This window comes from Micromonospora sp. CA-263727 (assembly GCF_050942455.1).
In the GTDB taxonomy this organism is placed as follows: Bacteria; Actinomycetota; Actinomycetes; order Mycobacteriales; family Micromonosporaceae; genus Micromonospora.
Window position 1 is genome coordinate 66,133 of the sequence record NZ_CP192031.1, and the last position, 12,316, is coordinate 78,448.

The following is a 12,316-nucleotide window of genomic DNA, read 5'->3' on the forward strand; positions in this document are numbered from 1 at the left end:
TGGTGGTGCTTGAACACTTCCAGCGGCAGAGGTTGGTGGATTACGGCTGGGTGTCTCTAGGATTCTGCCGAGCGAGGGAGGCGGGCCGGAGGTGCCGTTCACGGGGAGTCACGTCGCGGCTGTGCTGCCGTTGACGCGGTCAGCATGGCTGGTGCCATCGGCCCTGGTGGTTGGGAGCATGGCTCCTGATGTCCCCTACTATCTTCCGCTGCCGGTGAAGGCGACCCTGACCCACTCACTCGTCGGCGTCCTCAGCGTCGACGTGGTGCTGGGTCTTGGGGCGTTGATCCTCTGGCATGGGCTGCTGGCCCGCTTCCTGACCGCCATCTCGCCGGCTCGACTGCGCGAACGCCTACCTTCGCCCGGGTCTCAGCGTCGATGGTCGGTTGGCTACGCGGCGATGCTGGTCGGTTCCCTGGTGATCGGTGCGCTGACGCACGTGCTGTGGGATTCGTTCACGCACGACGGGATGTGGGGTGCTGCTCACATCGGCTGGTTGGCTGAATCGCACCTCGGCACGCCGGGCTATCGCTGGATGCAGCGCGTGAGCACCATCGTCGGCGCCGTCGTGGTCGTGGTCTGGCTGCTCCGATGGTGGCGCAGGCAGTCGCCGGTACCTGAGCAACGGCCGACCGCCAATCGGGTACTCGTGGTGGCCGCCTGGCTGGCCATCGGGCTCGCCGCCGCCGGCGGTGCCGCCCTAGCCGCCGCCGAGGACGTGGCCCCTCAGCGAATGGTATTCCTAGCCGTCACCCAGGCATGCGGTGCCGGTTTAACGGTCGCGATCGTCCTTGCCGCCGGCTACGCCGTCCTGGTCCGGCACGACCAACCAACCCCGCAATGACCGACCAGAAGCTCAGCCGCCGAACCGGAGCGGCCACCCTGTGACGCCTTCAGCAACGACGCCCGCTTCTGCCAGCACGGTGACGGGCGCTGCCGGCGTGGCCGCGTCTACACACTTGAGCGACAACACCTCGGTCTTGCGGTTCCCCTCGTAACGTGGAGGCCAGAACCTGAGGGATAGAGGTTCATAGTTGAGAGACTGTCGGGTAACCGGTCTGGGGCGTTGCGTTACGGCGAGACATGTCGATGTCGGGTGCTCGACAAACGGATTATCCCACCATGATCGCGTTGTGTGCGCAACTGCAACTGCGGCAGGGATGACGCCCGTTCATGCTATCCGTCGAGCTTGACCGGCGCGATGTGGGCGATCCTCGCGCCCTTGATGCCGGTACGCGACCTGCGTAAAGGCGGCCGGCCCCGCAAGTACGGCGACCGGCTGATCCTGGATTCGATCTTCCATGTGCTGCAGTCGGGCTGTCCGTGGCGGATGATGCCTCGCGATCTGGCATCGCCGGATGCGGCGCATCGCTGGTTCACGACGTGGCGGAAGAACGGGACGTCGGACGCGATCCATGACGAGCTTCGCCGGCGGGTGCGGGTGGCGGCTGGTCGTGAGCATTACTTATTGACAGGAAGCGACCCAAACCTCAGGCGGCCAAGGTCCTCGACGTAGACGAAATCCTTGCCATCGGGCGAGAAATCGGGATGATAGGCCTCTTCGCCATCCACGACTTGCAACATCTTGCCACTGGCGGCATCGATGAACCACACCCCATCTCCCTTGCCCCGAGAATGGACCGCCACAATAATTTCTTGACCGTTCGCCGCAAGGTCGGCGATGCCAGGGATTTCGGCGACAAACTGCGTTGACCCACTTTCTGGATCCCACTGCACGAGCTGCCAGGTGAACCCCTCCAACACATCAGATGTCGTCACCGGCAGTTTGCCGAATGAGTTCGACGCGACCAAGAAGAACAATTTCCCGCGAGCAACCGCCGGCGATTTCACCCAGGCGACTGAGCTACAGTCATCGCCCCCGCCACTAATATTGAGCGCTTTTCCATCCACCGTGATGACTGAATCAAGGTCCCTAAGCTCGCCGTCGACGAGAGATTGGATAGCCATGCCACACTCGCGTGACACCTCCGCATATCCGGTCGCCTCACCCTCTACGAGGGCAACATCTCCAAGGAACGAAACCGACGCATGGGGCTCAAGCTGGCGCCTCCCGTCGGAGTAGGCAACCAATTCGGTACGAGTGCCGGAGTCGCACTCCACCGCCACTCTCAGCCCACCAGCGGGCGACCGATGGAGAAAACTGAACGCACCGTCGAGGCAGACCGATTTAGCGGCATCCTGGTCCAAAACAAGCTCCCCGGATCGCCGCGCCGGCTGCTGCCGCCACAGCTGCCTGCCGTCGGAAGCCTCCTCCCGCAGGTAATACACCCAGCCGTCGTTCGACCAGACCGGGTCCGAGATCGTGACATGTACGACCGAGAGCGAAGACCATTGGCACCCACCTGCCAGCGCAACGAGCAGCAAGGCCAGCGGAATAGCCACCAAGCTCGACCAGCTCCGGACGGACACCTTCCGCCGTCGCGACCCAGTTCCTCGCACGTCTCACATCCCCGGTTCGATCATGACAAGCCAGCCATCGCGGGTGCACACCGAGATGTAGGAGGCAGGGCCCTTCTCAGGTGCTACGGGGCCACGGCCGGGAACACCTCCGCCAACCATCAGCATCAGCCTATCCTCTAGCTCCTTCTCGTGCTTGGCGGTGGCACCGACACCGGTCGCGGCCACGTACCACGGTCGAACATCCACGCCGATGCGGGCGCCAACGGAATTGTTGTGCAAATCAGCGTTCGAGTCGGCCGATCCGGGAAGCTCCCCCTGCGTGTCGGTGTCCTTCTCATGCCCGACACCGAGCGTGACCGCGTCGTCATACGTGAAGCCATGCACGGTCATCAGCCCCATCCAGTAAGAATGGCGGAATGCGTTACGGCGCCCCGTTGACCAGCGGAAGTTGTCAGCAAGGCGGTTCGACACGTCGAGCGCCTTCTGTTGAATCAGGATCCCTCTCGCGCAGGCAAGTAGCCCCATATCTAAGCACCACAGCGTCTGATAGATGCCCAGGGAACTACCAGTGAACCCGTCATCCGAATTTGCGCCCGAACCCGGGCTTTTGCCACCCTTGCCCTTTCCTTTACTAATCACGGTGGTCGTCGTGGTAGCGCTGCCTTTCTTGGCACCCACCTTCACCGGCCGCCCGGAAACCTTCACCGTGCTCTTTCCCGAGGATGACTTGACAATCTGGGCTCGACGGCCCTGGCCGTGACTGTCCTCTTCGAAGTAGAGGCCGGTCGGGTCGCTGTAGGTGGCTGGCGAGTTGTTGCTGTAGACGTACCCATGTATTTGTTGCGGGTTTGTGAGGTCCATGATGCGGTCGATGCTGATGAAGCGGCCGAGGGTGGGGTCGTATTCGCGGGCGCCGAGGTGGGTGAGGCCGGTGTCGTCTTGGGTGCCGCCGACGAAGCTGCGGGTGCCGAAGAAGGTGGGTTGGGTGGCGCTCCGGTCTTCGCCGTAGGGCAGGCGGCGCTTGCGGCTGCTGGTGAGGTCGTCGGCGTTGATTTGGACCTGTTCGGTGCCCTGGTGGTCGCTGCCACTCCAGACCAGGCGGAGGAGGGTGCGCACGGCGATGGTGCGGCCTCCGGCGGTGTAGTAGCGGGTGCCGTCGGGTTGGTTGCTGCCGGTGGTGAGGGTGAGTTCGGTGGCGCCGAGGTAGAGGGTGGTCTTGTCCGGGGCGCGGCTGATAAGGCGGTTGCCTTCGGTGTCGTAGACGTAGGTGGTCTCGTCGGTGCCTTCGGTCAGGGTGTCGAGACGGCCTTCGGCGTTCCATTCCAGTTGCTGCACCGCACCGGCCTCGGTGTGCCGGGTGATGGTGTTCCCGGCGTTGTCGTAGCTGAACGCTCGGGTCGGCGTAGCGGCGAGGGGGCCGGTCGCGGTGACGCTGGTAAGGGCGTGGGGTCGGGTGGCGCCGGCTGCCGGGTGGGCGTAGGTCCACACGGTGTTGCCCGCGGGGTTGTGGTCGGTTTGTTTGGTGCGGTTGCCGACGGCTTCGAACTCCCACGATCGCCAGTACGGATCGATGCTGCCGCCTCGTCGCGGTGTCTGCTCGCAGGCGGCGGCGGACGGGGTGTCGCCGGTCCAGGCGGTGGTCAGGCGCCGCAGCGGGTCGTAGCGGAAACATTCGACCTGATCGGCGGTGCCATCGGTGCTGCCGAGGGTGGAGGTGATGTTGCCGATGGCGTCGTAGCCGTAGGCGGTGCCGTATTTGGTGGTGAAGGTGCCAAGGGTGTTTTCCAGGTCGATGCTGGTGGCGTCGAGTCGGCCGGTCTGCTGGTCGATGGTGTTGGTCAGCCGGACCCGTTTGCCGCCGGCGCCGAGCAGAAGTTGGTGGTTGGGGCCGTGGGCGTAGTAGCTGGTGGCCGCGACATAGGTGTCGACACCGGTCATGGTGGTGGCGTAGCCGTTGTTGTCGTAGCCGAACGTGAGGGTTTCGGCGGGTAGTCCGCCTGCGGCGGGTTCGCTACCACTGGTGAGGTGCCCGGCCTTGTCGTAGGCGAACGTGGTGCCGTAGGTGCCGGCGAGGGCGCCTTCCGCGGCGGGAATCGTCAGCGCCTTGCCAGTGGGCTGGTAGCGGTCGCTGTAGCCGATAACAGCGGTGGTGTAGTCGCTGCCCCCGTGGTGGCGGGTGGAGGAGGTCAGGTATCCCTTGGCGATGGTGTCGTAGACGTGACTGGTGATTCGGGTGCCGGTACCGACATCGCCGGCCCAGCTGCCAACTGCCCTGGACTTGCCGTCGTACTGAACAGAAAGCTTCTGTCCACGTCCATCGATGGTGTAGGCCATTCTGCCGGCGCTGTCGTAGTGGGTGGCGCTGGTTCCCGAGTCCGGGTCGACCTTCTGGGTAGCGCGGCCGGCGAGGTCATAGGTGGTAGTCCACGTGTTGCCGTCGGTGTCGACGATGGCGGTGAGTTGGTCGAGGAGGTCGTAGGTGTAGGTGGTGCTCTGATAGGTGTTCGGGTTGGTGACCGAGGTGTACTGGTCCAGGCGGGTGACGTTGCCGCGGACGTCGATGTGGCTGACGGTCTTGGTACCTCCGTCTGGCGGCACAACCGTGACGCGGTCGCCATGGTACGTGGTAGCCGTCTGCCGCCACGCCGTCCCCAGCTTTTTGTCCACCTGGGTCGTGGCCCGGTTCAAGTGGTCGTAGCTGGTTTCGTGGGTGGCCGGGACAGTGGCGAGGTTGGGGTTGACCAGCCCGGCCCCTGCCGCCGAGCTGTTGTGGAACGGGTCGGTGTTGGCGGCGACGTTGCCGCGGGCGTCGTAGGTGGTGGCGGCAACGACACGGCCGCCGTTCGGGCCGGGCTGCTGGGTTTCCCTGCCCCGGCCGAGCCCGTCGACGTACTGGTAGGAGTTCAGGTAGACGGGGCTACCGCTGTGGGATTGCAGCCTTTCGCTCCTGGTCCGCGCGGGGGCGGTGGGTTGGCCGATGCCGCTAGAGGTGATCTGGTAGCTGAACCGCAGCGTCGCCACCGCGGAGGACTTGGCCTGCCCCGGCAGGTACACCTCGGCAAGGCGACCGACAGGGTCGTAGACAAGGTCGGTGACCTTGCCGTTCGGGTCGGTGATCCTCGACGGCTCACCCGTGTGCCGGTCGATCAACGTGGTGGTGGTGTGGTTAAAGCCGCCGCCGATGGTGCTGGTGATCCCGTTGTCGGGCCAGTTCACGGCCGGGCTGTAGGTGGTCGTGGTGGTCAGCCCCGCCGCGTCGGTCGAGGTCAAGAGGCGGCCGGTGTTGTCGTAGGTGCTGCGGCCGCTGGAGACGTAGCTGATCGGGCTGTGGTAGGAGCGGGTCTCGGCGATGTTGCCGTCGAACGGGGCCTGGGAGCCTTCGACAGTGAATGTGTCGTAGAACGTCACCTCCCTCGACAGAAGGGTCCCTGATCCGCAGGTGTCGCCGGTCCAGGTCTCGACTCGCTCCGGGAAGTTGATCATGTAGAAGGAGTTGGGTGCGTTCTGTTGGGCGTAGGTGTAAGAGGTGCAGGTGTTGTCCGCAACCCCGACCTGGTTGTACTGGTGGAACCGGATCGGCAGCCCGTACGTGGACTCGTAGATCGTCTTCTCTTCGCTGTGTCGCCAGCTACCGTCGTCGAGTTTGACGCGGGAGTTCTCCAAGCCAAGTCGGACTTGGCGAGGGTTGGCGTAGCCGGGGCCGTTGTAGCTGCCTTGGATGGTGTGGTCGTAGCGGGTGCTTTCGACTTCGGTGTAGGCGGCGTTGGCGGGGTTGGCGTGGTAGGTGGTCATCCGGTAGTGGCGGGTCTGCAAGACCAAGCCGGCGCGGGCGTAGTGGTCGTCGTAGGTGTTGCCGTCGTAGTCGGTGACGGTGGTCTGTTTGATGCCGCCGCCGCTGCCGGGGTCGTAGATGTCGTGGTACATGCCGCGGAAGAAGTTCGACATCGACACCGTGTACTTACTGGGGTCGGTGCCGGAGCCCTGGAGCACGCGGACGCGGTTGTAGCCGGCAAAATTGCTCCACGACTCGTACTCGTCGGGCACGAGGGGGTTGTTGGGGTTCTTCCACGCCGGGTTCCCGACCGTGTAGTCGTACTGGGTGACCTGGTCCGGCGACCCGCCCACCTGGTCTTTCTCCACGATCTTCTTGACCAGATATTTGTGGAAGATGCCGAACCCGGGATCGGCACCGGGTGGGGTGTGGAAGATCGGGTAGCAGTCCTCGGTGTTGACGTCCCAGTTGCCCACCTTGCCGTTGTGCCAACTGGTGAACCCGGACTGGTTCGACCCGCCCTGCGGACACGGCTTCTGCGTCCCATAGGTGATCTCCGTCCGACCACCGAAACCGTTACGCACGACAAGCAGCCGTGGCATGCGCATCGCCGACACCCCGAGACCGGCCTCGTCGTAGTCGACGCGGCCGTCGCGGAAGTTGGGCTGGACGCCGTCGACGTAGTCGAAGTCCACCGGCGGCAGGTCGATCTTGTTCTCGTCCGCCCCGATCAGGCCGATCGGCCGGACGTAGTCGAGAACGAACGTCCGCTCGGTCAGGCCGGTGGGGTTCGACACCTTGTACCGCAACTGCACCCGGCTGATGTTGTTCCACGCTCCGGTGCCGGCGTTCCACTGGTACGACGTCACCCGGTCCAGGATCCTGCTGGTGAAAAACGACTGGGTGTAGTTCCCGCACGACGACGACCCACAGACCAGGTCACCCGGCACATCCGGGTAGGAGTTCGGGTTCGACGACAACGACGGACACGCCGCCGGCTCGTTGTTGAACGGATCATCCTCCGCCGTGCGCTCCACACACCGGTGCGCCCACCCGAACACCACCCGGCCGACCGGCACCGCCCCGGTCTCGGTGACGTTCTTCGCGTACTCGATCTCCGACAGGTACCCGCCCCGGTCGTACTCCAGGATCGACCCACTCAACGCCCGCTTGTAGTGGTTCGTCTCCCGCGTCCAGTGCAGATACGTCTCGTTCTCGTTGGCGTCACGAACCCGGTCCAGGTTCCACCGCCACGGATCCCGACACGAACCCGGATACGAGCCGTAACACGGCTCCCCCGGCTCGTCGCCGAGAAACGACATCTTCCACACCGAGTCCCGCACAAACCCGAACCGATACTCCGTACCGTCCTGCGTCCACACCTTCCAATAACCGTCGTCCTCCGCCCCACCCGCAAGGAACTCCACCCGCCACCCGAAGTCGTCGACCGGCTTCCACACCCCGGCGGTGGTCTTCACGATCTGCGTCGACTGCCCCTGCAACGAGATCGTGATATGCGAGGCCGTCACGTCGTTGGTGGCCGCCTCCCCGTCCTCACCATCCGGGGACTCCCAACACATCTCCGTCGTATGCGTCCGACACGGCTTGTACGTCCGCTCGATAAACCCCGGCGAGTACGACCAACCCAACCCTGCTGGACCCGACTGATTGTTCGTGCCATGCGTCATCCCATCCACCGACGACGAGCTGTACGACAGTTGCAAGCCCAGCGTCTGCCCGTAGGGCAGGGGCGGCTCCGGCAACGGATACGAGTAGGAGAACGAGCCGGCGCTCTCCCCCACCTGCCACGACCCCGAAGGCTTCAAATCCGTCGCCGTGTAGGAGCCGGTCGACCCCCCGGAGGCCGACGACGCCAGCGCGTACACACCGATCGACTCGACCGTCAACTCCGGCGCGAAACCCTCGAACACGCCCGTGCGGCGCCCGGCGGCGGTCGGGTCGCCGCCGACCTCGACGACGGCCGTTAATGTCTTCGCGTGCGGATCGTTCGTAGCTGACACCCACACCGGATCCGCCGAACACTCCGGCACCTCCGGCGTCGTCGCCGCGCACCCCGGCAACCGCACCAACGTCAACCGGTCAGCGAACGAACCTCCATACGCCTGCGCGAAATCGGAGTAGTCGACCACGACCTGCACCGCACCCGCCGCCGCCGAACCATCCGCCCGGGCGAGCGAATACAGGGGGCCCGAGTTGCCCAACGCCACCGACGTGGCCCGGTCGAACGATCGCACCCGCACCGACCCGACCCCGACAGCCGACACGCCTCGCCCGGCCACACCCTCACCCGCGGTCGACTCGCTGGCCGGCTCGACCGTCAGCCCGAACACCACCCGATCCCCAGGGTCACCCTGAAGATCGAGGACCGCCTCACCGCCCTCGGGGAACGTGCCCGCGGGAAGGGGATCCGTCACCGTGACCTCGGCATCCGGATCCGGATCCTGCGCCTGCTGCCGCACCGCCACACTCGCCACCGACGCGGAATCACCCGGCTCCAACACCGCCGCCACCGCAGCCGCCGGAGCTTGCAGCTGCACCACCGGCAACAAGCCCAGCAGCACCGCCACCGCCAAGACCCCGGCCCTGACCCTCCCCCGCACACCGAAACGGTCGAAGGCAGTGCCCCCACAGCGGCCAGCAAGCATGACAACACTCCCCGTCGATCAAGAAAAGTGATCGACACGCTAGACACCCCGGAGACGCCGACACAAGAGCACGACCGACCGCACGAAAGGCACCGTCTAACACGGACGATCACCCTGCGCACATATCCATGTGCAAGGGCCCGTCCTGTCGCCGCCCGTTACCGTCACAAAGTTCGCACTAAGCTCACCGCGCCGTCGCCACCCGGCCGACACGCTCACGCAAAGCGATCTTCAGCAAGTTTTCAGTTGGCGCAAGGACCGCCGTCGAAAGACAACGTCGCGAAGCGCTCACCATCGACCCGCCTCCCGAAGTCTCAAGCTTGCGGCTGACCTCCCGGCGGCAAGATCCAGCATCCGGTCATGCCGCCCTCGCGCGTCACGTTTTGTAACGGCACGCGCCAGTGCTCGGCGCCCGCTCGTGCCGATTTGAGTGCGGTCGATGATTCGCGCCGTGCTGACGATTGATGACCTTAAGTAGCTGTAGACGATGTGGCCCCTGTAGTTGGCACAGCACGCGAGCCTCGGAGTCCACCTCGGTATTCCAGTAGAGGCGTGGAGTGCCGTGCTCCTCGGCATCTCGCGCCACCCACGACCTGATCGCGGACGTATCGCGCAACGGCTACGAAGGCATCGGCAAGCCGGAACCCCTGCGGGGCCATCTGTCCGGATTCTGGTCCCGCCGGATCGACCACGAACACCGGCTGGTGTACCGGATCACCAAGGACGACGTCGAGATCGTCGCTTGCCGCTACCACTACGGCGGCCGATAGCGGACCGGTGTGGCACCAGCAGCGCGCGGCGGTCATCGGTCGAGCGTCTCTTACAAACGGACTCGTGGTGCCAAGTTCTGTCGACGTCAGCGGGCGACGCATCGAGTTTCACAAACCCGCGGGTGCCTCGCCAGGGCATCCTCCTCTTACAGGCGAGAGGTCGGCATGCCTGCCAGGGCACAGGAAGTCGCCGGCGTGTGAGGGTTATGGGGCGGCCAGCGAGTCAGTAGCGTTGAACGTGGTTGCGGCCGTTGGGCCGATGGTGCGTCTCGCGCTACGCGAGGAGGTTCCGGGTGGATTCCTTGCCGGAGTTGACGTTCGGGCAGCGGTTGAAGGTCTATCGGGAGCGGTCCGGTAAGACTCGGGCGGTGCTGGGTGGGTTGGTGGGGCGTAGCGCGGAGTGGGTCAAGGCGGTGGAGACGGATCGGATTCTGCCGCCGCGCATTCACATGCTGGATCGGATCGCGCGAGCCCTGAAGATCGACGTTTCTGCCTTGGCTGTGGAGTTGGGTGACCGGTCTGCTGTGGTCAACGGGCCGGAGCATCCGGCGCTGGTGTCGGTCCGGGATGCCGTGAACCGCGTCGTGTTCTCCGGTGACGTCCCGGCGGAGTCGTTGTCCGGTCTGAGGGAGCGGCTTGCGGTGGCGTGGCGGGCGCGCCATCAGGCGTCGGATCACCGTACGGTGCTGGGCGGGTTGTTGCCGGGGTTGCTGCGGGACGGGCAGCGCGCCGTGTTGGCGTATGAGGGTGAGCAGCGGCGGCAGGCGCAGGCCCTGTTGGCGGAGATGCTTGGGCTTGCGCAGATGTTCATTGCCTATCAGCCTGCTGCGGAGTTGCTGTGGCGGGTGGCGGATCGGGCGATGGTGGCGGCGCAGGAGTCTGGTGATCCGGAGGCGGTCGCCGGTGCGGGGTGGTTCCTGTGTCAGGTGCATCGGGATGCCGGGGACTGGGACACGGCGATGGTGGTGACGTTGGACGTGCTGTCGGCTTTGGAGTCGCAGGCGGTCGACGGGAGCGCGAATCTGCTGGCGTTGTGGGGTGCGTTGAACTTCGAGGCCGCGTATACGGCTGCTCGTGCTGGTGAGGAAGGGCGGGCCTGGCGGTACTGGGATCGTGCTGACCAGGTGGCGCAGCGCCTGCCGCAGGGCTTCTACCAGCCGCAGACGTCGTTTTCGCGGGTCATCATGGGTGCTCATGCGGTAACGGTGGCGGTGGAGTTGCAGAAGTCGGGCGAGGCGGTGCGGCAGGCCCGTCGCCATGATGCGGCGGCGATCCCGTCGAGGCCGCGTCGGGCACGCCATCTCATCGAGGTCGCGCGGGCGCACTACGGCAAGGACGACGCGGAAGCGACCGTGGCGACGCTGCGGCAGGCGTACGAGTCGGCTCCGGAGACCATTCGTTACAACGGGTACGCCCGTCAGATCACCTTGGACCTGCTCGACGGTCCACGGTCTACCCGGGATGACGCCCGTGACCTCGCGGTCAGGGTCGGGCTCGTCTCATGATCCAGGGGTAGGAACCTTACCCGTTCCACCCCGCCACCGAACGTAGCTTCTCGCTCACGAGATGCGGCGGGCGGTGCGAGTGAACGCCCGGTCGCCGCGTCTCCCTCAACCAGAGGGCGAAGAGGCCGCCCTCGTGAGCAACGAGGGAGGGTACGTGCGGCGCGTCTCGTACGACGAGTACCTCTCCGCTACGGCGTTGACCTTCGCCCGACGGCATCGGCCGGTCTGGTCCTGGCAGCACTGGCGGCGCATCTGCCGCTGCGGAGCCGACCTGCCCTGCCGGGCCCGGCACCGGATTCCGATCGGTCGGGGTCACTGGCCCCAGGAGGGTGAGCAGTGACCGGAAGCCCGGAGCGAGCGATCCTCGCGGTCCATGTTCGAGGGCTCGACGGCATGTGTGCCGGCTGCCGAGCGTGGTGGGCGCGGCTGGCCCCGTACCCGTGCTGGCAGGTGGAATGGGCGACCAGCCGGCAGGCCCGCGCGAGCGCCGCCCGGTTCCTGGACGGTGTCCGGTGAGCACCCACGGCCCGATCCTGCCGATCTGGAGCTGCGGCGGCTGCGACCACCCCTGGCCCTGCCCCACCCGGCGGCGCGAACTGCGCGCGGAGTACGCCGACGCGCCGGTATCGCTGGCCCTCTACCTCGGCGCCTACCTCGTCCAAGCCGCCGAGGACATGCCCTGGGCACCCGCCGGCACCCTGCACCGCCGCTTCATCGGCTGGACCAGACAGCCACCGGAAGCACCGCAACGAAGTACCGCAACCGTGCCAGCCGAACCCGACCGGCACGGCGAGTTTCTGGTCGATACCGTAGGTGCGGTAGACGATGGTGTCGTTGCGGTTACCCGGCTGCGGGTCGCCGAGGGCCACGACCAAGCGGGTGTGGGCGTCGATGGCGACCTGCAAGGTTCGTGCTTTAGCGGTAGTTCTTGCTCGCGGCAGCCAGCCGATGGTCCCGGGTCGGAATCAGGGTGCCGTCGACGATCGCGATCTGCTCGACCCGACGCCGGCCTACCGGGGCCAAGGCCAGTAGCGGGCCGAGGGTGTCGCTGACCCGGTGCGCGGCGGAGTGCGACACCCCGAACAGCGGACCGATCTGCCGCATCGTCAGGTTCGTCCGCCAGTACGCGGCCACCAGCACCACCCGGTCAGCGAGGTCGCTAGACCACTGCCGGCCTAGTAC

The 12,316-nt window shown here is 65.8% G+C and carries 8 protein-coding genes and 1 pseudogene; 6 read left to right on the forward strand and 3 right to left on the reverse strand.

The window, feature by feature from the left end:
• Nucleotides 1-151 precede the first annotated feature (151 nt).
• A complete protein-coding gene (locus ACQPYA_RS00315; RefSeq protein WP_433533715.1) occupies nucleotides 152-844 on the forward strand; it encodes a DUF4184 family protein in 693 nt (230 codons plus the stop codon).
• Nucleotides 845-1,189: 345 nt separating this feature from the next.
• Nucleotides 1,190-1,516 carry a transposase gene (locus ACQPYA_RS00320; RefSeq protein ID WP_433530633.1) on the forward strand — a complete coding sequence of 109 codons (327 nt, stop codon included), beginning with the start codon at nucleotides 1,190-1,192 and terminating at the stop codon, nucleotides 1,514-1,516.
• Here ACQPYA_RS00320 and ACQPYA_RS00325 read toward each other — a convergent pair.
• Complete coding sequence (locus ACQPYA_RS00325) at nucleotides 1,462-2,403, reverse strand: hypothetical protein (protein ID WP_433530634.1); 942 nt, start codon at nucleotides 2,401-2,403, stop codon at nucleotides 1,462-1,464. The genes ACQPYA_RS00320 and ACQPYA_RS00325 overlap by 55 nt on opposite strands.
• Nucleotides 2,404-2,463: 60 nt before the next feature.
• Nucleotides 2,464-8,781 carry an RHS repeat domain-containing protein gene (locus ACQPYA_RS00330; RefSeq protein ID WP_433530635.1) on the reverse strand — a complete coding sequence of 2,106 codons (6,318 nt, stop codon included), beginning with the start codon at nucleotides 8,779-8,781 and terminating at the stop codon, nucleotides 2,464-2,466.
• Nucleotides 8,782-9,416: 635 nt separating this feature from the next.
• On the opposite strand from ACQPYA_RS00330, the gene ACQPYA_RS00335 reads away from it, so the two are divergent.
• From ACQPYA_RS00335 to ACQPYA_RS00350, 4 genes are all read left to right on the forward strand, one after another.
• Nucleotides 9,417-9,629, forward strand: a complete 213-nt coding sequence (locus ACQPYA_RS00335) for a Txe/YoeB family addiction module toxin (protein ID WP_433530636.1) — start codon at nucleotides 9,417-9,419, stop codon at nucleotides 9,627-9,629.
• Between the two features lie 293 nt (nucleotides 9,630-9,922).
• Nucleotides 9,923-11,134: a helix-turn-helix domain-containing protein gene (locus tag ACQPYA_RS00340; RefSeq protein WP_433530637.1), complete on the forward strand. Its 1,212-nt coding sequence runs from the start codon at nucleotides 9,923-9,925 to the stop codon at nucleotides 11,132-11,134.
• A gap of 133 nt (nucleotides 11,135-11,267) precedes the next feature.
• Nucleotides 11,268-11,474, forward strand: coding sequence for a hypothetical protein (locus ACQPYA_RS00345; protein ID WP_433530638.1), 207 nt, complete (start codon nucleotides 11,268-11,270; stop codon nucleotides 11,472-11,474).
• Nucleotides 11,471-11,650 (forward strand): hypothetical protein, encoded by a 180-nt coding sequence (locus ACQPYA_RS00350; protein ID WP_433530639.1) that lies wholly within the window; start codon nucleotides 11,471-11,473, stop codon nucleotides 11,648-11,650. Before ACQPYA_RS00345 ends, ACQPYA_RS00350 begins: the two co-directional genes overlap by 4 nt.
• Before the next feature lie 272 nt (nucleotides 11,651-11,922).
• Here the strand turns inward: ACQPYA_RS00350 and ACQPYA_RS00355 are convergent.
• Nucleotides 11,923-12,310, reverse strand: a pseudogene (locus tag ACQPYA_RS00355) (transposase family protein); the annotation flags it as partial.
• Nucleotides 12,311-12,316: the final 6 nt, after the last annotated feature.